The sequence below is a fragment of the Shewanella oncorhynchi genome (assembly GCF_030848765.1).
In the GTDB taxonomy this organism is placed as follows: Bacteria; Pseudomonadota; Gammaproteobacteria; order Enterobacterales; family Shewanellaceae; genus Shewanella; species Shewanella oncorhynchi.
Genome location: NZ_CP132914.1, coordinates 5,014,059 through 5,034,612, shown reverse-complemented (window position 1 = coordinate 5,034,612; position 20,554 = coordinate 5,014,059). Strand labels below are relative to the sequence as shown.

The 20,554-nt window shown below is 44.2% G+C and carries 22 protein-coding genes; 20 read left to right on the top strand and 2 right to left on the bottom strand.

The features are described from left to right. Positions 1-445: 445 nt before the first annotated feature. The 5 genes from rpmH to mnmE all read left to right on the top strand — a co-directional run bounded on the left by rpmH (position 446) and on the right by mnmE (position 4,276). The gene (gene rpmH / locus RA178_RS22125) at positions 446-583 is read left to right on the top strand and encodes a 50S ribosomal protein L34 (RefSeq protein ID WP_006083827.1); all 138 of its coding nucleotides are present in this window, start codon (positions 446-448) and stop codon (positions 581-583) included. A 15-nt stretch (positions 584-598) separates the two neighbouring features. Beyond that, on the top strand, positions 599-955 hold the full coding sequence (gene rnpA / locus RA178_RS22120; RefSeq protein WP_105250802.1) for a ribonuclease P protein component: 357 nt from the start codon (positions 599-601) through the stop codon (positions 953-955). After that, positions 922-1,176, top strand: coding sequence for a membrane protein insertion efficiency factor YidD (gene yidD / locus RA178_RS22115; RefSeq protein ID WP_006083829.1), 255 nt, complete (start codon positions 922-924; stop codon positions 1,174-1,176). The genes rnpA and yidD overlap by 34 nt, the downstream gene beginning before the upstream one ends. A 3-nt stretch (positions 1,177-1,179) precedes the next feature. Further along, positions 1,180-2,808, top strand: a complete 1,629-nt coding sequence (gene yidC / locus RA178_RS22110; protein ID WP_306683968.1) for a membrane protein insertase YidC — start codon at positions 1,180-1,182, stop codon at positions 2,806-2,808. A gap of 106 nt (positions 2,809-2,914) precedes the next feature. After that, positions 2,915-4,276, top strand: a complete 1,362-nt coding sequence (mnmE, locus tag RA178_RS22105; protein WP_306683966.1) for a tRNA uridine-5-carboxymethylaminomethyl(34) synthesis GTPase MnmE — start codon at positions 2,915-2,917, stop codon at positions 4,274-4,276. Positions 4,277-4,366: 90 nt separating this feature from the next. Here mnmE and RA178_RS22100 read toward each other — a convergent pair whose 3' ends face one another. After that, a complete protein-coding gene (locus tag RA178_RS22100; protein ID WP_306683964.1) occupies positions 4,367-5,920 on the bottom strand; it encodes a POT-type proton-dependent oligopeptide transporter in 1,554 nt (517 codons plus the stop codon). Between the two features lie 250 nt (positions 5,921-6,170). Between RA178_RS22100 and mioC the strand changes: the two genes are divergently transcribed. The 14 genes from mioC (at position 6,171) to RA178_RS22030 (ending at position 18,576) form a co-directional block, all read left to right on the top strand. Then, the gene (mioC, locus tag RA178_RS22095) at positions 6,171-6,611 is read left to right on the top strand and encodes an FMN-binding protein MioC (RefSeq protein WP_105250799.1); all 441 of its coding nucleotides are present in this window, start codon (positions 6,171-6,173) and stop codon (positions 6,609-6,611) included. Between the two features lie 439 nt (positions 6,612-7,050). Further along, complete coding sequence (gene mnmG / locus RA178_RS22090) at positions 7,051-8,940, top strand: tRNA uridine-5-carboxymethylaminomethyl(34) synthesis enzyme MnmG (RefSeq protein ID WP_113941417.1); 1,890 nt, start codon at positions 7,051-7,053, stop codon at positions 8,938-8,940. Positions 8,941-9,057: 117 nt separating this feature from the next. Then, positions 9,058-9,678, top strand: coding sequence for a 16S rRNA (guanine(527)-N(7))-methyltransferase RsmG (gene rsmG, locus RA178_RS22085; RefSeq protein ID WP_173248472.1), 621 nt, complete (start codon positions 9,058-9,060; stop codon positions 9,676-9,678). Between the two features lie 73 nt (positions 9,679-9,751). After that, positions 9,752-10,540, top strand: coding sequence for a ParA family protein (locus tag RA178_RS22080; protein WP_131524522.1), 789 nt, complete (start codon positions 9,752-9,754; stop codon positions 10,538-10,540). A gap of 9 nt (positions 10,541-10,549) precedes the next feature. Next, positions 10,550-11,428, top strand: a complete 879-nt coding sequence (locus tag RA178_RS22075; RefSeq protein ID WP_131524523.1) for a ParB/RepB/Spo0J family partition protein — start codon at positions 10,550-10,552, stop codon at positions 11,426-11,428. A 225-nt stretch (positions 11,429-11,653) separates the two neighbouring features. Then, a complete protein-coding gene (locus tag RA178_RS22070; RefSeq protein WP_105250794.1) occupies positions 11,654-12,037 on the top strand; it encodes an ATP synthase subunit I in 384 nt (127 codons plus the stop codon). A 12-nt stretch (positions 12,038-12,049) separates the two neighbouring features. Beyond that, positions 12,050-12,844 (top strand): F0F1 ATP synthase subunit A, encoded by a 795-nt coding sequence (atpB, locus tag RA178_RS22065; RefSeq protein WP_105250793.1) that lies wholly within the window; start codon positions 12,050-12,052, stop codon positions 12,842-12,844. 64 nt (positions 12,845-12,908) lie between these two features. Then, entirely contained in the window at positions 12,909-13,160 is a 252-nt protein-coding gene (gene atpE, locus RA178_RS22060; protein WP_006083840.1) for a F0F1 ATP synthase subunit C, read from the top strand. A gap of 37 nt (positions 13,161-13,197) precedes the next feature. Beyond that, on the top strand, positions 13,198-13,668 hold the full coding sequence (atpF, locus tag RA178_RS22055; protein ID WP_006083841.1) for a F0F1 ATP synthase subunit B: 471 nt from the start codon (positions 13,198-13,200) through the stop codon (positions 13,666-13,668). A gap of 15 nt (positions 13,669-13,683) precedes the next feature. Next, positions 13,684-14,217 (top strand): F0F1 ATP synthase subunit delta, encoded by a 534-nt coding sequence (gene atpH, locus RA178_RS22050; protein WP_006083842.1) that lies wholly within the window; start codon positions 13,684-13,686, stop codon positions 14,215-14,217. A gap of 14 nt (positions 14,218-14,231) precedes the next feature. Further along, the gene (gene atpA, locus RA178_RS22045) at positions 14,232-15,773 is read left to right on the top strand and encodes a F0F1 ATP synthase subunit alpha (RefSeq protein ID WP_168827626.1); all 1,542 of its coding nucleotides are present in this window, start codon (positions 14,232-14,234) and stop codon (positions 15,771-15,773) included. A 50-nt stretch (positions 15,774-15,823) separates the two neighbouring features. Continuing rightward, a complete protein-coding gene (atpG, locus tag RA178_RS22040) occupies positions 15,824-16,684 on the top strand; it encodes a F0F1 ATP synthase subunit gamma (protein WP_006084762.1) in 861 nt (286 codons plus the stop codon). Positions 16,685-16,719: 35 nt separating this feature from the next. After that, positions 16,720-18,111 (top strand): F0F1 ATP synthase subunit beta, encoded by a 1,392-nt coding sequence (gene atpD / locus RA178_RS22035; RefSeq protein ID WP_105250791.1) that lies wholly within the window; start codon positions 16,720-16,722, stop codon positions 18,109-18,111. 36 nt (positions 18,112-18,147) lie between these two features. Then, positions 18,148-18,576: a F0F1 ATP synthase subunit epsilon gene (locus RA178_RS22030; RefSeq protein WP_105250790.1), complete on the top strand. Its 429-nt coding sequence runs from the start codon at positions 18,148-18,150 to the stop codon at positions 18,574-18,576. A gap of 48 nt (positions 18,577-18,624) precedes the next feature. Here the strand turns inward: RA178_RS22030 and RA178_RS22025 are convergent, their stop codons facing one another. Beyond that, complete coding sequence (locus RA178_RS22025) at positions 18,625-18,834, bottom strand: hypothetical protein (RefSeq protein ID WP_263237477.1); 210 nt, start codon at positions 18,832-18,834, stop codon at positions 18,625-18,627. Between the two features lie 203 nt (positions 18,835-19,037). On the opposite strand from RA178_RS22025, the gene glmU reads away from it, so the two are divergent. Beyond that, positions 19,038-20,402 carry a bifunctional UDP-N-acetylglucosamine diphosphorylase/glucosamine-1-phosphate N-acetyltransferase GlmU gene (gene glmU / locus RA178_RS22020; protein WP_306683948.1) on the top strand — a complete coding sequence of 455 codons (1,365 nt, stop codon included), beginning with the start codon at positions 19,038-19,040 and terminating at the stop codon, positions 20,400-20,402. Positions 20,403-20,554: the final 152 nt, after the last annotated feature.

The window sequence follows — 20,554 nt, the reverse complement described above, 5'->3', positions numbered from 1 at the left end:
TTAGTTATCCCCAAAAGATCATCAAAAAAGAGATGTATTCTATAGCGAGATCTCAAGGATCGCTATCCTTAAAAAATATTTATCCCCAGCGAGATCATTCTATGTGGATATCCTCGATCATCAAAGATCCAAAACGATCCTTTTATTCAGCACTAACCGCAAATCCTGCTTTATTAAGCGATCCACATTGATCTATAATGGCGCCCCTTCGATCGGCTCGAAGATCCCCTGCACTACTACATGTAGTGTCCGTACACAGAGTTATCCACATCTTATGGTGTATTCTGGGGGTTGATCTAAGGATACGCTGGCAGAAATAAAGCACTTACTTACTTTCGTTGTTGACGTGACTAAGTATTGTGATTACAATTCGGCCTCTTTTTTGCCCTTACCTCTATCCTAGAGATAAGGATATGTTCACTAATAACAAAGACGGATTGCCATCATGAGTAAACGTACTTTTCAACCTAGCAACCTGAAGCGCAAGCGTTCTCACGGCTTCCGCGCTCGTATGGCTACTGTAGGCGGCCGTAAGGTGCTTGCACGTCGTCGTGCGAAAGGTCGCGCTCGTTTATCTGCTTAATAAGTGGGTAACTAGTTGACTAGCTATACCTTTTCGCGGGAGTTACGTTTGTTAACTCCCGCGCAATTTAAATCTGTATTTTCCAATCCCATCAAAGCATCTTCTGCTGAAATTACCTTGCTCGCTATTCCTAACACGGAACAACATCCGCGTATGGGCCTTACTGTTGCTAAACGCTATGTAAAACGCGCCAATCAACGTAACCGTATTAAGCGCGTGATCAGAGATAGTTTTCGCTTGAATCAACACGACATTCCTCATCTTGATATTGTTGTGCTTGTCAGAAATGGCGTGATGGAAATGGAAAACGCTGAAATCAACAAATTGATAGAAAAGCTATGGCGCAAACTCAGTCGCCGCTACAATGGCTAGCGACCACGTTAATTCGTGGCTATCAAGTATTCATAAGCCCTATACTGGGCCCTCGATGCCGTTTCAATCCCACCTGCTCTCACTACGCTATTGAAGCAATAAAAGTGCATGGAACCGCGAAAGGTTGTTGGTTTGCATTGAAACGCATATTAAAATGTCACCCTTTACATCCCGGCGGTAGTGATCCCGTCCCCCCTAAAAATGATAGGTGTAATAAATAGGCTATGGAATCTCAACGCAATATATTGCTCATAGGACTACTGTTTGTCAGCTTTTTGCTGTGGCAACAGTGGCAAGCAGACAAAGCTCCTAAACCCGTTGCAACCGAATCGTCCTTAGTGGCGAACGCGGCAAGCTCGCACAGTGCCGATGTTCCAGAAGCTGATACAGGTGTTCCTGCTGCAGCAGTTACTGCAAACAGCAAACTGATTATGGTAAAAACAGATCAGTTAGACATTCAGATCAATCCAGTGGGTGGTGACATCGTTTTTGCTGCGTTAGTTTCGCACAAAAAAGAACTAGAGAAAGATCAACCATTCGTATTGCTTGAGCAAACGAATGATTTCACTTATATCGCTCAAAGCGGCCTAATTGGTCGCGATGGTATCGATAGCAGCGCAAAAGGCCGTGCCGCATTTAGCACAACGGCAACTGAATATACCTTAGCCGAAGGCCAAGATACCTTAGAAGTACCGTTAACTTATATCGCTGACAATGGTGTGACTTACACTAAAGTGTTCGTATTCCATCGCGGTAAGTTCAACATAGATGTTGACTATAAAATCAACAACACTTCAGCAGCACCACTGCAAGTTCAGATGTACGGTCAGATTAAACAAACGATCAAGCCATCTGAAAGCAGCATGATGATGCCTACCTATCGTGGTGGTGCGTTCTCAACGAATGATGTGCGCTATGAAAAATACAACTTTGACGACATGGCCAAAAGTAACCTGAACCAAGCCACTTTAGGCGGTTGGGCAGCCATGTTACAACACTATTTCGTTTCAGCTTGGGTGCCACCCGCAACTGACAGCAACACTATTTTTTCTAGTGTCAGTGCTGGCGGTTTAGCTAATATTGGTTTCCGCGGCGCGGTATACGATATTGCACCTGGTGCCAGCCAAGAAATTAGCTCACAGTTCTATGTTGGTCCTAAGGATCAAGCGGCACTGTCAGCGATTTCTGAAACCTTAAATCTCGTGGTCGATTACGGTTTCTTATGGTGGTTAGCAGTTCCTATTCACTGGCTATTGATGTTCTATCAATCATTCGTCGGTAACTGGGGTGTGGCAATTATTCTGATCACGTTAACCGTTCGTGGTTTACTGTTCCCGCTGACAAAAGCGCAGTACACCTCAATGGCGAAGATGCGTAATCTGCAACCTAAGCTGACAGATTTGAAAGAACGCTTTGGTGATGACCGTCAAAAGATGGGTCAAGCCATGATGGAACTGTATAAGAAAGAAAAAGTTAACCCTATGGGTGGCTGTTTACCTATTATTTTACAGATGCCAATCTTCATTGCCTTATACTGGGTATTGCTAGAAAGCTTCGAATTACGTCATGCACCATTTATGCTGTGGATCCACGATTTATCGGTACAAGATCCTTACTACATACTGCCGCTGCTGATGGGCGTCTCTATGTTTGTAATGCAGAAGATGCAACCAATTGCGCCGACAATGGATCCAATGCAAGTGAAAATGATGCAATGGATGCCAGTAATCTTTACCGTATTCTTCCTGTGGTTCCCATCAGGTCTAGTACTGTACTGGTTAGTAGGTAACATAGTTGCCATCACGCAGCAGAAGATTATTTATGCAGGTCTTGAGAAAAAAGGCTTAAAATAAGCCCTACCTTTAGCAAAGCATAAAGTGAAAATAATACTAAAGGCGGCTTAATTAGCCGCCTTTTCCTTTACATGATTTGGTAGATATTAGTTTGGTGGGTATTTCCGTGACAACTGACACTATCGTGGCTCAAGCCACCGCGCCCGGACGTGGCGGCGTTGGCATCATCCGAATTTCAGGCAACAAGGCCAGTGATGTCGCTATGGCCGTATTGGGTCATCTTCCTAAAACAAGATATGCCGATTATTGCGACTTTAAAAGTGCAACAGGCCAAGTAATCGACCAAGGCATAGCGCTGTTTTTTAAAGGCCCCAATTCCTTTACTGGCGAAGATGTATTGGAGCTTCAAGGCCACGGCGGCCAAATCGTTCTAGACATGCTGATCAAACGTGTAATGGAAGTCGGTGGTATTCGAATAGCCAAACCCGGTGAGTTCAGCGAACAAGCCTTTATGAACGACAAGCTAGACTTAACCCAAGCCGAAGCGATTGCCGATCTTATCGATGCCACCAGTGAGCAAGCGGCTAAAAGCGCGCTGCAATCACTCCAGGGTGAATTTTCTAAGGAAGTCCATGAGCTGGTGGATCAAGTCACTAACCTACGTTTATATGTAGAAGCTGCGATTGATTTCCCCGATGAAGAAGTCGACTTTTTAAGTGATGGCAAAATTGCCAATGCACTCTATAAAATCATCGACAAACTCGACCTAGTGCAAGCCAGTGCTAAACAAGGTTCTATCATCCGCGAAGGCATGAAAGTCGTGATCGCGGGTCGTCCTAACGCTGGAAAATCCAGCTTGTTAAACGCCTTAGCCGGTAAAGAATCGGCTATCGTTACCGAAATTGCTGGTACAACACGAGATGTATTACGCGAGCACATCCACTTAGATGGCATGCCGCTGCACATTATCGATACCGCAGGCCTACGTGATACGACAGATACCGTTGAACAAATTGGTATAGAACGCGCTTGGAATGAAATAAACAGTGCCGATCGGGTGTTATTTATGGTTGATGGCACCACCACAGCCGCCGTTAATCCCCATAATATTTGGCCTGACTTTGTCGATCGCCTGCCCTCAAATTTAGGTGTAACAGTGATCCGCAATAAAGCCGATCTCACTGGCGAAGACTTAATGATGACCGAAGAACAAGGTTATAGTGTTTACCGGATCTCGGCCAAAACGGGCTTAGGTGTTGAACAGTTAAAGCAGCATTTAAAATCACTCATGGGCTACCAGAGTAACCTCGAAGGTGGCTTTATCGCCCGACGTCGTCACTTAGAAGCCCTTGAACTCGCCGCAAGCCATCTGCAATTGGGTAAAGAACAATTAGAAGTGTATCTAGCAGGAGAACTGCTAGCAGAAGAGTTACGCATGTGCCAATTAGCACTATCAGAAATCACTGGCCGCTTCACCTCAGATGATCTCTTAGGCAAAATATTTAGCTCTTTCTGTATCGGAAAATAACTAACCTTAATATTATTTCCATATAAATCAGCCCATACAATATGGGCTGATTTTTTATCTACAACTGAATATTTCCACTCATCGACTAACTCATGATTCGACGTGGCGGTAATGATCTTGCATTTGATAGGATCTTGCATAAAGCGCAAACATCAATGCCGCCAAGATGGCAAAACCTGCGAAGAAAAACATCTGAAATGCAGTAATACTGATCCCCGTCTGGGCAATTTGTTCGGTCACAGCCGGACTTTTCACACTGACGTTCGCTAGTAGCACCCATAAGTTACCGACGGTCACCGATAAGGTCCAAAAACTCATGATAGTGCCTTTCATGGCTTTAGGCGCTTGGCTGTAGGCAAACTCTAGCCCAGTGGCAGAGACTAATACTTCACCAAAGGTGAGCAAAGCATAGGGCACAATCTGCCAAAATATTGATAATACCGAGCCGCCATCCATCACCAATTGAATGCTACCAACGACTATCCAGCTCACGCCCGTGATGGCAATCCCAGCCCCCATTTTACGCAAAGCAGTTAACTTTATACCCATGCGCTCAATCGCCGGATATAACACAAAGTTATTAAATGGGATCAGTAACATAACTAATAATGGGTTTAAAGCTTGCATCATGGCGGGTTCAAACCAATCAGGTTTAGACATGTCATTGGCTTGCAGTATCCAAGTGGACGCTTTCTGATCAAACAAAGACCAAAAGGGAGTCACTAACGCAAATAAGATTAAGATCCGTAGTACTGAACGCACCCCATCAACGGCTATATCCGGATGGATCCCCCTAGCGCGTTCGAGTTGCAATGAAGCCCCTGCGCCAACAAATCCCATTACTAGCACTAACGCACAACACAAACCAGCAACGATACCTAAGGTTGGAATATTCACTAAAGCATACGCTGCAGAAATTATCCCAACTAAAGCTAACACTAAACCTATGTTGGCTTGACCAGCGATTTTAGTGAGCAATGCGGTACGAATAACGGGTAAAAAACCATGGGGATTTTTCGGTTCAGGTGGCATATGCACATAACGTTTGCGGCCTAACCAGAAGAACACAGTTGCAATAAACATTAAGATACCAGGGATCCCAAATGCGACCGCAGCACCATAATATTTCAATAGTAATGGCATAGATAACGAGGCGAAGAAGGAGCCAAAGTTAATCGTAAAATAAAACAGATCAAACGCTTTCTGCGCCAATGTTTTATTGGTTTGATCAAATTGATCCCCCATAAAGGAAGAAACCAAGGGCTTAATCCCACCCGATCCGAGCGCAATTAAAAATAATCCCGTATAAAACCCTTGAATGCTGTGTTCAAAAATAGCGAGAAACGCATGACCAACACAGTAAATCAAGCTTAACCATAAGATAGTATTGTATTTACCGAAAAAACGATCGGCAATCCAACCACCGAGTAACGGGAAAAAGTACACTCCAATGACAAAGGAATGGAACACATCCTTAGCCATAGTTCCACGCAGTTCTTCTGGAATAGACAACAAAAGTGCTGTCATCAAGAATGGGGTAAGAATATTCCGCATACCGTAAAAGCTAAAACGTTCACAAGCTTCACTGGCTATGATGTAAGGAATTTGCCGTGGCCACTGGGGCGCATTTACGGGTGTTGTCATGGTTCATCCTATTATAATCATTTGATTTTAAATGAAATTAACTTTTTAAATATATTAATTATGTATCAAGAAGCTAAAGGTAACATGTAAGCGAAACCAACCTTATATAAAGGATGCAAAAACTGCAAAAATCACATATTGCTTCTGTGGTCCTATCCACATTTCCTTTATGATGAACATAATAATAGCCATTCAGCTATCTATTTAATTGAAATTAGTTTTAAAAACAACAACACACTGAGAAATCATAATGGCAAAGATTGAAGTAATCGTTGGTACAACATTGGGCAGTGCAGAGTATGTTGCCGACGAAATGATGGCCCAGTTAACGGAGCAAGGACACCAAGTTCAAGTTCATTTAACCCCAACATTGTGCGAAATAGACACCCATGCACTGTGGATTATCGTGTCATCAACTCATGGAGCTGGTGATCTTCCAGATAATATTCAGCCTTTTTTCAACGAAATTACCGAGCAAAAACCGGATCTCAGCCAAGTAAACTTTGCCTTATGTGCAATTGGTGACTCAAGTTACGATACCTTTTGCCAAGGCCCAGAAAAATTAATTTCGGCCATTCAAGACTGCGATGCAAAAGCCTTTGTGGATAAGATCCAGATCGATGTACAGCTTGATCCTGTGCCGGAAGACCCAGCCCTTGCATGGTTAGCACAATGGCAACAGGACATTTAAGATCGCTTATTGGATAAGGTCCCGAACTATGTACAGTTTAGATCCTATTTATCCACAATTTACTTATTTAAAGTATAAACATGTGGATAAGCTATTATTTAGATCTGATCAACCTCTGTACTATTCACAGTCCGATCTGCTTAATGATCCGCCTTGTGGATAAGTAGGCGATCTATCCCCATGTTTAATGACATTAGATCGCGATCAGATCACAGGATCAAGATCGCGCTAATTAATGATTTATATAATTAATTTGGGTTATGCACAGAAAAACGCGATCCTAATAGTAAACATAATAAGAAGATCTATATAAAGATCTTAAGATCTATTAGTCCGGATCATCTCGATCGAACAGCGTAAAATGATCATTCACCTAAGACGAAGCAAATGCTAAAATACTCGGCTCGTACTGAGTCTCTTAGCAATTGAAGGTAGTGGCATGCATTTTCATGAACGGTTTGATGTTATTGTTGTTGGTGGTGGTCATGCCGGAACTGAAGCCGCGTTGGCAGCAGCAAGAATGGGATCAAAAACATTATTACTAACGCACAATATCGATACGTTAGGACAAATGTCATGTAATCCAGCGATCGGTGGCATAGGCAAAGGCCATTTAGTGAAAGAAATTGACGCCTTAGGTGGTGCAATGGCAATCGCAACCGATTATGCAGGAATCCAATTTAGAACCTTAAATTCAAGTAAAGGCCCAGCAGTACGAGCAACACGTGCACAAGCTGACCGTGCACTGTATCGTCAAAAAATCCAAAATATATTACAAAACCAACCTAACTTACGTATTTTCCAACAAGCCGTAGATGACTTAATTGTTGAAAATCATCAAGTAGTTGGTGTAGTTACCCAAATGGGTTTAGCTTTTGAATCTCCAGCTGTTGTATTAACAACAGGTACATTCTTAAGCGGCAAAATTCATATAGGCTTAGAAAACTACAGCGGTGGCCGTGCAGGCGATCCACCAGCGATTGCTTTAGCAAATCGATTACGTGAATTACCGATCCGAGTCGGCCGTTTAAAAACAGGTACACCACCACGTATCGATGCAAACACGATCGATTTTTCTCAAATGGCTGAACAGAAAGGCGATTCTCCGTTACCTGTCATGTCATTTATGGGGGATGTCAGTCATCATCCAAAACAGATTTCTTGCTGGATCACTCATACCAATGAAAAAACCCATGAAATTATTCGTGGTGGTTTAGACAGAAGCCCTATGTATTCAGGCGTCATCGAAGGTATTGGTCCACGTTATTGCCCATCGATTGAAGACAAGATCCACCGCTTTGCGGATAAATCTTCGCATCAGATCTTCATCGAACCAGAAGGTTTAAATACCAATGAGATCTATCCTAACGGGATCTCTACTAGCTTACCTTTCGATGTACAGTTGAATTTAGTACGTTCGATCAAAGGCATGGAAAACGCAGAAATCATGCGTCCAGGTTATGCGATCGAATACGATTATTTCGATCCAAGAGATCTGAAAAACTCATTAGAAACCAAAGCGATCAACGGTTTATTCTTCGCTGGCCAAATAAACGGCACTACAGGTTATGAAGAAGCCGGTGCTCAAGGTTTATTAGCAGGCATGAATGCATCACTGCAAGTGCAAGGCAAAGAAGCCTGGTGTCCACGCCGTGACGAAGCATATCTTGGAGTACTAGTTGACGATTTATCAACTCTGGGTACCAAAGAACCGTACCGCATGTTTACTAGCCGTGCCGAATACCGTTTGTTACTCCGTGAAGATAACGCTGATATTCGCTTAACGGCAAAAGGTCGCGAATTAGGTTTAGTTGACGACACTCGATGGGCGGCATTTAGTGAGAAGTTAGAATCGATCGAACTTGAGTTACAACGTTTGCGCGCTCAATGGGTGCATCCAAATTCACCTTTGATCCATGCGTTAAACCCACACTTGAATACGCCTATCTCTCGCGAAGCATCATTTGAAGAATTACTGCGTCGTCCAGAAATGGATTACAGTAAGTTGATGCAGATCGAAGGTTTTGGTCCAGGGCTTGAAGATCCACAGGCGGCTGAGCAAGTTCAGATCCAAGTTAAGTATTCTGGTTATATTCAACGTCAGCAGGAAGAGATCAACAAAGCTGTGCGTAATGAGAACACAGGTTTACCTTTGACGCTCGATTACAAAGAAGTACCAGGCTTGTCGAACGAAGTGATTGCTAAGTTAAATAACCACAAACCAGAAACCATAGGCCAAGCGTCACGGATCTCTGGTATTACGCCTGCGGCTATTTCAATTTTGTTAGTTCACCTCAAAAAGCGTGGCTTATTACGTAAGAGTGCGTAAAAGCTAGCTTAATCGCTGCTTAGGTCATAGAAGGGAAGCATTCAGGCTTCCCTTCATCGTTTTCGGGCTTCATAATAGCCTTCGCGTTCATAATCGTATCTTTGTTGAGGTTGCTCAGTGTTATCTGCCCAGTTAGAGGCTTATTTAGCCGAAATTAATTTGCCCGCCACCGCCGAGCAGAAAAAACAACTAATTGATTTTGTTGGTATGCTCAACAAATGGAATAAAGCCTATAACCTGACATCGGTGAGAGATCCCGAAGCTATGCTGATCCGTCATATCATGGACAGTTTAGTGGTTTCAAAACATCTGCAAGGTGAACGTTTTATCGATGTAGGCACTGGACCGGGTTTACCTGGGATCCCATTAGCCATTATGAATCCCGATAAACAATTTGTGTTATTGGATAGCTTAGGTAAACGTATTCGTTTTCAAAAACAAGTGTCCTTTGAATTAGGCATACATAACATCAGCTCAGTTGAAAGCCGTGTAGAAGCGTATCAACCGGAGGATAAATTCGACGGTGTATTAAGTCGTGCATTTGCCTCAATCCAAGATATGCTGACTTGGTGCCATCATCTCCCCGCTGAACACGGACAGTTTTATGCACTCAAAGGCCAGTTGAATGATGAAGAGATGCAACATATTCCAAGTGGATTTGTGGTGAAAGAAGTTATCGAGCTTAAGGTGCCTAAACTCGATGAAAAAAGACATTTATTGAAGATAATCAAAGAATAACAGGCTTAAAAGTGATAAATAAATCATTTATAAGCAAGGGCAATAAACCAGCATTTACATACAGGGTGATATTGTGGGTAAAGTGATTGCCGTGGCTAACCAGAAAGGTGGCGTAGGAAAAACAACTACTTGCGTTAACCTCGCCGCTTCGTTAGCAGCAACAAAACGTAAAGTATTATTGATCGATCTCGATCCTCAAGGTAATGCCACCATGGGGAGCGGTGTCGATAAGTATGACGTAGCTAATACAGCCTATGAATTATTGGTTGAAGAAAAATCTTTCGACGAGATCGTCATTAAAAACACTGCAGGTAAGTATGATCTGATCGCCAGTAATGGCGATGTCACTGCGGCAGAAATCAAATTGATGGAGTTTTTTGCCCGTGAGGTTCGTTTGCGTAACGCGCTCGCACCGATCAAAGATCAATATGATTATATCTTCATCGACTGCCCTCCTTCATTGAACATGTTGACCGTAAATGCTATGTCTGCGGCCGACTCTGTACTCGTGCCTATGCAGTGTGAATATTATGCCCTCGAAGGCTTAACTGCGCTGATTGATACCATCACTAAGCTTGCTGCCATGGTTAATCCTGGACTTGGCATCGAAGGCATTTTACGTACTATGTATGATCCGCGTAATCGTTTATCTAATGATGTGTCCGATCAGCTAAAACAGCATTTTGGTGACAAAGTCTATCGTACCGTTATCCCACGTAATGTGAGGCTGGCAGAAGCACCAAGTTTTGGAGCGCCTGCTATGTATTACGATAAATCAAGTGCTGGCGCTAAGGCGTATCTAGCGCTTGCGGGTGAAATGATCCGTCGTTCAGAACAACAAACTCAGGCTAAGCAAGCGTAAAGGATCACCATGACGTTAAAGAAAAGAGGATTAGGCAAAGGGTTAGATGCCCTACTGAGTAACAGCCATGCCGCCAGTAAAAAGCACACTGACGAAGCTGATGTTGTCGATAAAAAAGAAGAGCTTATCCATCTCGATTTAGACTTATTACAGCCAGGTAAGTATCAACCTCGTAAAGACATGTCCCCCGAAGCGTTGGAAGAACTGGCACACTCTATCCGCAATCAAGGCATTATTCAGCCTATCGTTGTGAGACAAGTAACTAATAACATGTATGAGATTATTGCGGGTGAACGTCGTTGGCGTGCAGCGCAACTTGCTGGCTTGAATAAAATCCCCTGCATAGTAAAGCAAGTACCTGATGAAGCCGCTGTTGCTATTGCTTTGATTGAAAACATCCAGCGTGAAGACTTAAATGCCATGGAAGAAGCCATTGCATTGCAACGTTTAATGCAAGAGTTTGAACTGACTCACCAACAGGTTGCCGATGTTGTGGGAAAATCCAGAGCGAGTGTATCTAACTTGTTACGTTTAAACGGCTTAAATGAGCCGGTTAAGCGTCTACTTGAGTATGGCGACATTGATATGGGTCATGCTCGCGCTTTGTTGGCAATTGAGGGAGAAGAACAAACAAATCTTGCGAGATTAGTGGCCGCTAAGGAATTAACCGTTCGCGAAACTGAACGATTAATTAATCAAACCTTAAATCCGCCTAAACAAGCCGAAACTACGACTAAAGATCAAGATGTTTGTCGTTTAGAGCAGCAGTTAATTGAAAGATTAGGTGCCAAGGTTTCGATCGCTCATAGCAGTAAGGGCACGGGTAAAATTGTAATTAACTATCAGAATCTGGCTGAATTAGACGGAATTCTTAGTAAAATTCATTAATGTCTGTAGATTAACAGTTTTTAATGTAAATTTGTGACAGATGCTAATCTTACATTTTAACTCGTTTGGCGCGAGATCACGTTAAAAGTGTTGTTTTTCCTTATCTCAAAGTTGCAATGAAGGCGTGAAAAGGTATACTTTCGCAAGCTTTTTGTGCATCGACATAAATACGGGTATTTGTCATCCGGTCATCGAAACAAAAAGTATGAATGCGGAGAGGATGAATTGAGTAAGGTTTTAGCGCGTCGTGGCCGGTGGTCAGCCTATAAATTGGTGATGATGCAGGCGGCGGTCGCTGGGGGTGCTTCAATTCTCTTTTTCGCCGTGTGGGGAGTTCAGTTTGGCTATTCTGCATTAGCAGGTGGTTCAATCGCTGTGCTCCCTAATTTTGTATTCGCAACCCTCGCTTTCTCCCACACGGGAGCAAGTTCAGCTGCAAAAGTCATAAAGACTTTTTACTGGGGGGAAGCGGTAAAGTTGCTGTTAACCATCGCAATGTTTTCGTTTGTGTTTATCAATCTTAAGGTCGCTTTTATGCCGCTTTTTGTTTGTTATGTGCTGACGCTAATCGTGCATTGGACAGCTCCTTTATACTTCAAGCAAAGTTAAGTGGGATGAATCATGGCTGCAACTGGTGAAGCGTTAACACCGCAGGGCTATATCCAACATCACCTTACCAACTTAAGTGTTGGTGAAGGCTTTTGGACATGGCACATTGATTCGTTGTTCTTTTCGGTTGGTCTTGGTGTTCTGTTCCTGTGGATTTTCCGCAGCGTTGGTAAAAAAGCGACTTCCGGTGTTCCTGGCAAACTGCAATGTTTTGTTGAGATTATCGTCGAGTTCGTAAATAACAGCGTGAAAGAAAGTTTTCATGGTCGCAATGCTCTGATCGCGCCTTTAGCTCTGACCATTTTTGTATGGGTATTCATGATGAACTTCATGGATATGATCCCTGTAGATTGGCTGCCTCACGCAGCAAGTTTAATGGGTATTCCCTATCTAAAAGCGGTTCCGACGACTGACGTTAACATTACTTTTAGCTTAGCTATTGGTGTGTTCGTGCTGATTATTTTTTACAGCATTAAGGTCAAAGGTGTGTCTGGGTTTGTTAAAGAATTGACACTACAGCCCTTTAACCATAAGGCAATGATACCCGTCAACCTCCTATTAGAGACTGTTACTTTGATTGCTAAGCCAATTTCATTGGCATTGCGACTCTTTGGTAACTTGTACGCAGGTGAGTTGATCTTCATCCTTATTGCGCTGATGTATGGTACCAACTTGTTATTATCTACCCTAGGTGTGACTCTGCAACTGGGCTGGTTAATATTCCACATTTTGGTTATCACGCTGCAGGCGTTTATCTTCATGATGTTGACCATTGTTTATTTAAGCATGGCGCATGAAGATCATTAAGGATTGCTGAAGAAATTTTAAACTAAATCATCAACTAATATAGATTTAGATACTGGAGATACAGATGGAAACGATTTTAGGCATGACAGCTATCGCTGTTGCTCTGCTGATTGGTATGGGTGCTCTTGGTACTGCAATCGGTTTCGGCTTATTAGGCGGTAAGTTCTTGGAAGGCGCTGCGCGTCAACCAGAAATGGCTCCTATGCTACAAGTTAAAATGTTCATCGTAGCGGGTCTTCTTGACGCCGTAACTATGATCGGTGTTGGTATCGCATTATTTATGCTATTTACCAACCCACTGGGTGCAATGCTGTAAAAAACGCTTCTGTCTTAACTCTAAATAGGAGGCTGTTGTGAATTTCAACGCTACCCTAATCGGTCAGACGGTCGCCTTTATCATCTTCGTGTGGTTTTGCATGAAGTTTGTATGGCCCCCTTTGATGAATGCCATCGAAGAGCGCCAAAAAAGGATTGCTGACGGTCTAGCTGATGCTGATCGTGCGGTAAAAGACCTGGAGTTGGCACAAGCGAAAGCGACTGACCAACTAAAAGAAGCCAAGGTAACGGCTAATGAAATTATTGAGCAAGCTAACAAGCGTAAAGCTCAAATAGTTGAAGAAGCCAAAACCGAAGCAGACGCTGAGCGTGCTAAAATCATCGCTCAGGGTAAAGCAGAAATTGAAGCTGAACGTAATCGCGTCAAAGAGGATCTGCGTAAGCAGGTTGCTACTCTTGCCATCATGGGTGCTGAGAAGATCCTTGAGCGTTCTATTGATCCAGCCGCCCACAGTGACATAGTTAATAAACTAGTCGCTGAAATTTGATAAGGGAGTTGAGTTATGGCTGAATTAACCACCATCGCTCGCCCTTACGCAAAGGCAGCTTTTGACTTTGCTATTGAACAAGATGCAGTGGATTCTTGGGCTGAAATGCTCACGTTTGCCGCATTGGTGAGTGAAAACGAAACCATGCAACCACTGTTAGCTGGCTCTTTAGCCAGCACTAAGCTCGCAGCACTCTTTATTAGTGTGTGTGGTGAGCAAGTCAATGTGCAAGGTCAGAACCTGATAAAGGTAATGGCTGAAAACGGTCGCTTAAAGGTGCTACCTGCTGTATCTCAGTTATTTACTGAATACCGTAATGAGTGGGCAAAAGAAGTAGAAGCCGATGTGGTTTCTGCAACTGAGTTGAGCTCTGAACAACAACAGCAGATTAGTATTTCTTTAGAGAAACGTCTCGCACGCAAAGTTAAGCTGAATTGTAGCACTGACGCCGCGCTAATCGCCGGTGTAATCATTAAGACAGGAGACCTAGTCATCGATGGCTCGGTCCGCGGTAAGTTATCGCGTCTGTCTGATAAGCTGCAGTCGTAATTGGGAGTTTGAGCATGCAACTGAATTCCACTGAAATCAGCGATCTGATTAAGCAGCGGATCGAGCAGTTCGAAGTCGTTAGCGAATCTCGTAACGAAGGTACTATCGTTGCGGTAAGTGACGGCATCATCCGCATCCACGGCCTAGCCGACGTGATGCAAGGTGAGATGATCGAACTGCCTGGTAACCGTTTTGCAATCGCGTTGAACCTTGAACGTGATTCTGTCGGTGCCGTAGTAATGGGTCCTTATGCTGATTTAGCAGAAGGCGTAAAAGTGAAAACGACTGGCCGTATTCTGGAAGTTCCAGTTGGCCGCGGTCTTCTTGGCCGCGTTGTTAACACTCTAGGTGAGCCAATTGACGGTAAAGGACCTATCGATAACGATGGTTTCTCGCCAATTGAAGTTATCGCACCAGGTGTTATTGAACGTCAGTCTGTTGATCAACCAGTTCAAACTGGTTATAAAGCCGTTGATGCCATGATCCCAATCGGGCGTGGTCAACGTGAATTGATCATTGGCGACCGTCAAACTGGTAAAACAGCAATGGCGATCGACGCAATCATCAACCAGAAAAACTCTGGCATTAAATGTGTGTACGTCGCGATTGGCCAAAAGGCTTCTACTATCGCTAACGTAGTACGCAAGCTAGAAGAACACGGTGCGTTAGCTAACACTATCGTTGTTGTTGCAACTGCTTCTGAAGCCGCTGCTCTACAATACTTAGCGCCATATTCTGGTTGTTCTATGGGTGAATACTTCCGTGACCGCGGTGAAGATTCTTTGATCGTATACGATGATTTGTCTAAGCAAGCAGTTGCTTATCGTCAAATTTCGTTACTGCTCAAGCGTCCACCAGGCCGTGAAGCTTACCCAGGTGACGTATTCTATCTACACTCACGTTTATTAGAGCGTGCATCACGCGTTAACGCGATTTATGTAGAAAAGTTCACTAAAGGTGCAGTAACTGGCAAAACTGGTTCTTTAACCGCGCTGCCGATTATTGAAACGCAAGCGGGTGACGTTTCTGCATTCGTACCGACCAACGTAATTTCTATTACCGATGGTCAGATCTTCCTTGAGACCGATCTGTTTAACTCTGGCCTACGTCCAGCGGTTAACCCAGGTATTTCTGTTTCTCGTGTTGGTGGTGCGGCTCAGACTAAGATCATCAAGAAACTGTCTGGTGGTATTCGTACCGCACTAGCACAGTATCGTGAGCTTGCTGCGTTCTCGCAATTTGCATCTGATCTTGACGATGCAACACGTGCTCAGCTTGAGCATGGTGTGCGTGTTACCGAACTGATGAAGCAAAAGCAATATGCTCCTATGAGCGTAGCCGCTCAAGCTGTGTCTATTTTCTCAGCTGAAAAAGGTTACCTGAAGAGTGTTGAGCTGAATAAGGTCGGTAATTTCGAAGCCGCTCTGCTCTCGTTCATGAACAGCGAGCATGCTCCTTTAATGAAGCTTATCAATGATACTGGCGATTATAGCGCTGATATCGAAGCTGAATTAAAAGCTGGCCTCGACAAGTTCGTAGCAACCCAAACCTGGTAACAATGATAGAGGTGTCTTAAGACACCTCAGGTCCAGATTGGAGAGTAGAGATGGCCGGCGCTAAAGAGATTAAAACCAAGATCGCGAGTGTGAAAAACACTCAGAAGATCACGTCCGCCATGGAAATGGTGGCAGCCAGCAAAATGCGCAGAGCGCAGGAACGCATGGCTGCGAGCCGTCCATATGCGGAAAGCATGCGTAAGGTGATCGGTCACGTCGCGCAAGGTTCTCTCGAGTATAAACACCCCTATTTGGAGGTGAGAGAGGCTAAGCGGGTTGGTTACATTGTTGTAGCAACCGACCGTGGCCTTTGTGGTGGTCTGAACGTTAACCTTTTCAAAAAGGTTATTGCAGACGTGAAAAGCTGGAAAGCCCAAGGTGCAGAATTTGAATTTTGCCCTATCGGCGCACGTAGTGTGCAGTTTTTCAAAAACTTCGGTGGACAAGTGTCTGCTCACGCTTCAGGTTTAGGCGATGCTCCAAAGCTCGCTGACTTGATCGGGACAGTCGGTGTCATGCTAGAAGCTTACAACGAAGGCAAGCTGGATCGTCTGTACGTGGTATTTAACAAATTTGTGAATACTATGACGCAGACTCCTGTGATCGAGCAGCTGCTACCTTTGCCTAAATCAGAAGATGATGAAACTGCTCATCGTTGGGATTATATCTACGAGCCAGATCCAAAAGCACTTTTGGATACTTTATTGGTCCGTTATGTAGAATCTCAGGTTTACCAAGGTGTTGTTGAAAACATTGCCTCTGAACAAGCTGCCCGTATGGTGGCAATGAAGTCGGCAACAGACAACGCTGGTGAGCTTATCAACGACTTGCAACTGGTCTATAACAAGGCCCGTCAGGCTGCGATTACGCAGGAACTGTCGGAAATTGTTTCTGGTGCCTCTGCGGTTTAGGTTAGGTAACGAATACAAGTTTTAGAGGATTAATCATGAGCACAGGTACTGTTGTCCAAGTGATTGGCGCGGTTGTGGACGTAGAGTTCCCACAAGATGCCGTACCTCAAGTATATGACGCTCTGAAAATCGTAGGTGAAGGCCCGTGTAATGGTTTGGTGCTGGAAGTTCAGCAACAGCTAGGTGGTGGTGTAGTTCGTACCATCGCTATGGGTTCTTCTGACGGTCTGCGTCGTGGTCTTGAAGTAGTAAACTCAGGTTCACCTATTACTGTTCCAGTTGGTACCGCCACTCTTGGCCGTATCATGAACGTATTAGGCGAGCCTATTGATGAAGCGGGTCCAATCGGTGAAGAAGAGCGTTATGTTATTCACCGTACAGCTCCTTCATACGAAGATCAATCAAGCTCTACTGAACTGTTAGAGACTGGCATCAAGGTTATCGACCTTGTTTGTCCATTCGCTAAGGGCGGTAAAGTCGGTTTGTTCGGTGGTGCGGGTGTTGGTAAAACAGTTAACATGATGGAACTGATTAACAACATCGCTAAAGCCCACTCGGGTCTTTCTGTATTCGCCGGTGTAGGTGAGCGTACTCGTGAAGGTAACGACTTCTACTACGAGATGAAAGATTCTGGCGTTCTCGACAAAGTGGCCATGGTTTATGGTCAGATGAACGAGCCTCCAGGTAACCGTTTGCGTGTTGCACTGTCTGGTCTGACTATGGCAGAGAAGTTCCGTGACGAAGGTCGTGACGTACTGTTGTTCGTTGACAACATCTACCGTTATACCTTAGCCGGTACTGAAGTATCTGCACTGTTAGGTCGTATGCCTTCTGCGGTAGGTTATCAACCAACATTGGCTGAAGAGATGGGCGTTCTGCAAGAGCGTATCACTTCAACTAAGACGGGTTCTATTACTTCTGTACAAGCGGTATACGTACCTGCGGATGACTTGACCGATCCGTCACCAGCAACAACCTTCGCTCACTTAGATGCGACTGTTGTACTGTCACGTCAAATTGCTTCTCTGGGTATTTACCCAGCGGTTGACCCATTGGATTCGACTTCACGTCAATTAGATCCATTGGTTGTTGGCCAAGAGCATTATGACGTTGCTAACGGCGTGCAAACTGTACTGCAACGTTACAAAGAGCTGAAAGACATTATTGCGATTCTGGGTATGGATGAATTGTCTGATGAAGACAAGACTGTCGTATTCCGTGCTCGTAAGATTGAGCGTTTCTTATCTCAGCCTTTCTTCGTAGCAGAAGTCTTTACTGGATCTCCTGGTAAGTACGTTTCTCTGAAAGACACTATCCGTGGCTTTAAGGGTATTTTGAACGGTGAGTTTGATCACCTGCCAGAACAAGCGTTCTACATGGTTGGCTCAATCGATGAAGTCATCGAGAAAGCGAACAAAAAGAAATAACTAAGTATTCATACTTAGTTTTTTAAGGAGAACGGGATGGCAGCCATGACAGTACATCTTGATATTGTAAGCGCAGAGAGCAAAATCTTCTCTGGTCGTGTAGCTTCGCTGCAAGTGACTGGTTCTGAAGGTGAGTTGGGCATAATGCATGGTCACGCTCCTTTGCTTAGTTATATCAAACCTGGCATGGCGCGCATCGTCAAGCAAGACGGCAGTGAAGAAGTGTTTTACCTTTCAGGTGGTATTCTGGAAGTGCAGCCTTCTTCTGTCTCCGTATTGGCTGATGTGGTTATGCGTGCCAAAGATATTGATGAGCAAGCGGCATTAGAAGCTAAGCGTCGTGCAGAAGCCCATATGGCAACTGCTGGCGCTGACTTCAATTATGACGCGGCTATGGTTGAGTTAGCTAAGGCTATGGCTCAATTACGTGTTGTTGAAACCATCAAGAAAAACATTGCCAGATAAGGTTATTGTTTGTGAAAAAAGGCGACCCTATGGTCGCCTTTTTTGTGTCTAAAAATGGGATAGATTGGCATTCTTGCATGTCTTTGATTGACTAGCATCGCTATCTACTTCGCTTTTCGATGTGCTTTCCGTTAAAATTGCGCCACTAATACCAATCGTATTAAATATCTGTTCATTCAGCGGGAGTTCAACGCGCTTTAGACAAGGCGAAGGCTTGAAGGCATAGTGGTGCTCTGTCGAAAGCCTTGAACGCAGTATGAAGCGCGTTGAAACCCGCCCTTTGGGAGCCTCACAGGCATCCCACTCCCGTGTTGCATTGACTTAAAAGGGAATAACCATTTCTGCGTCAATGCGCCTTGGATTGAGATGCCTGTGAGGCTCTGAACTGATTAGATATTTAATGTGATTGGTATACGACCGTAATTTTTCACCCTCTTGGGTATTTGTTCAAGGATATGGTAATGGCATTAAATGTAGTGATCTTAGCGGCTGGCAAGGGAACACGGATGCGCTCTGATCTTCCTAAGGTATTACATCCCATCGCCCATAAGAGCATGGTGCAACATGTCATCGATACCGCTAATAAAGTTGGCAGTGACTCTATTCAGTTAGTCTATGGTTATGGCGCCGACAAGCTACAAGCCTGTTTGGGTGAGCAGCAACTTAACTGGGTATTGCAAGCCGAGCAATTAGGCACAGGCCATGCGGTTGCACAGGCTAGCCCACATATCGCCGACAGCGATACAGTGCTTATTCTTTATGGCGATGTGCCGTTGATCCAAACATCGACTCTCGAAGCATTACTCGCCGCCCGTCCTGAAAATGGCGTTGCTATTTTAACAGTGAATTTAGCGAATCCTATGGGTTATGGCCGTATTGTCCGTGAGCAAGGAAAAGTCATTGGAATTATTGAGCAAAAAGATGCGACAGCAGAACAGTTGCTGATCAACGAAATTAACACTGGCATCATGGCGGCTCCGGGTAAACAACTTAAAACTTGGTTGAGCCGTTTATCGAACAATAATGCTCAAGGCGAATATTATCTAACGGATATTATTGCTATGGCGCACGCTGATGGCGTTGCTATTGATACTGCTCAGCCACAATCGGCCATTGAAGTGGAAGGCGCCAATAATCGCGTGCAATTAGCGCAACTTGAACGTGCTTACCAAGCTCGTGAAGCCGAAAAGCTCATGTTGACGGGGGCGAACCTTCGCGACCCAAGCCGTATCGATATCCGTGGTGAAGTCACTGTTGGTATGGATGTGATGATCGATATTAATGTGATATTCGAAGGCAAAGTGACCTTGGGTAATAATGTGACTATTGGCGCAGGCGCGATTTTAATTGATTGTGAGATTGCTGATAATGCTGAGATCAAGCCTTACTCTATTATCGAAGGTGCTACGCTTGGCGTTGCTGCCAGTGCCGGCCCATTTGCCCGTTTACGTCCCGGCGCAGAGCTTAAGCAAGATGCACATATAGGCAACTTTGTTGAAGTGAAAAAAGCGGTGATTGGCGTGGGATCAAAAGCAGGGCACTTAGCCTATTTAGGCGATGCCATCATTGGTGATGGCGTCAACATTGGTGCTGGTACTATTACCTGCAACTATGATGGCGCGAATAAGCATCTTACTGTTATCGAAGATAACGTCTTTGTCGGCTCTGACACTCAGTTGGTGGCTCCAGTGACCATAGGTAAAGGGGCAACTTTAGGGGCCGGTTCAACGATTACCCGTGATGTAGGTGAGAATGAGTTAGTGATCACTCGTGTTAAACAAAAACACCTCACTGGTTGGCAACGTCCAGTGAAAATTAAAAAGTAAGTTTTAAAACTCAACTTAATGTCAAAAAAGCGGCCATGTGCCGCTTTTATCTTTATTGTGTTCAATGTTTTGCACTAAAAAGCCTTTTTATTAAGTAATGCTTAATAATTAAGATTTTCTTCATGTTTTTGTGGTATGTGCAAATTGTTGGT

Bases quoted from the DNA above. Each gene is read 5' to 3' on its own strand.
- rpmH (WP_006083827.1), top strand. From the start codon at position 446: ATGAGTAAACGTACTTTTCAACCTAGCAACCTGAAGCGCAAGCGTTCT.
- yidD (WP_006083829.1), top strand. From the start codon at position 922: ATGGCGCAAACTCAGTCGCCGCTACAATGGCTAGCGACCACGTTAATT.
- yidC (WP_306683968.1), top strand. From the start codon at position 1,180: ATGGAATCTCAACGCAATATATTGCTCATAGGACTACTGTTTGTCAGC.
- RA178_RS22100 (WP_306683964.1), bottom strand. From the start codon at position 5,920: ATGACAACACCCGTAAATGCGCCCCAGTGGCCACGGCAAATTCCTTAC.
- mioC (WP_105250799.1), top strand. From the start codon at position 6,171: ATGGCAAAGATTGAAGTAATCGTTGGTACAACATTGGGCAGTGCAGAG.
- mnmG (WP_113941417.1), top strand. From the start codon at position 7,051: ATGCATTTTCATGAACGGTTTGATGTTATTGTTGTTGGTGGTGGTCAT.
- RA178_RS22075 (WP_131524523.1), top strand. From the start codon at position 10,550: ATGACGTTAAAGAAAAGAGGATTAGGCAAAGGGTTAGATGCCCTACTG.
- atpB (WP_105250793.1), top strand. From the start codon at position 12,050: ATGGCTGCAACTGGTGAAGCGTTAACACCGCAGGGCTATATCCAACAT.
- atpE (WP_006083840.1), top strand. From the start codon at position 12,909: ATGGAAACGATTTTAGGCATGACAGCTATCGCTGTTGCTCTGCTGATT.
- atpH (WP_006083842.1), top strand. From the start codon at position 13,684: ATGGCTGAATTAACCACCATCGCTCGCCCTTACGCAAAGGCAGCTTTT.
- atpA (WP_168827626.1), top strand. From the start codon at position 14,232: ATGCAACTGAATTCCACTGAAATCAGCGATCTGATTAAGCAGCGGATC.
- atpG (WP_006084762.1), top strand. From the start codon at position 15,824: ATGGCCGGCGCTAAAGAGATTAAAACCAAGATCGCGAGTGTGAAAAAC.
- atpD (WP_105250791.1), top strand. From the start codon at position 16,720: ATGAGCACAGGTACTGTTGTCCAAGTGATTGGCGCGGTTGTGGACGTA.
- RA178_RS22030 (WP_105250790.1), top strand. From the start codon at position 18,148: ATGGCAGCCATGACAGTACATCTTGATATTGTAAGCGCAGAGAGCAAA.
- glmU (WP_306683948.1), top strand. From the start codon at position 19,038: ATGGCATTAAATGTAGTGATCTTAGCGGCTGGCAAGGGAACACGGATG.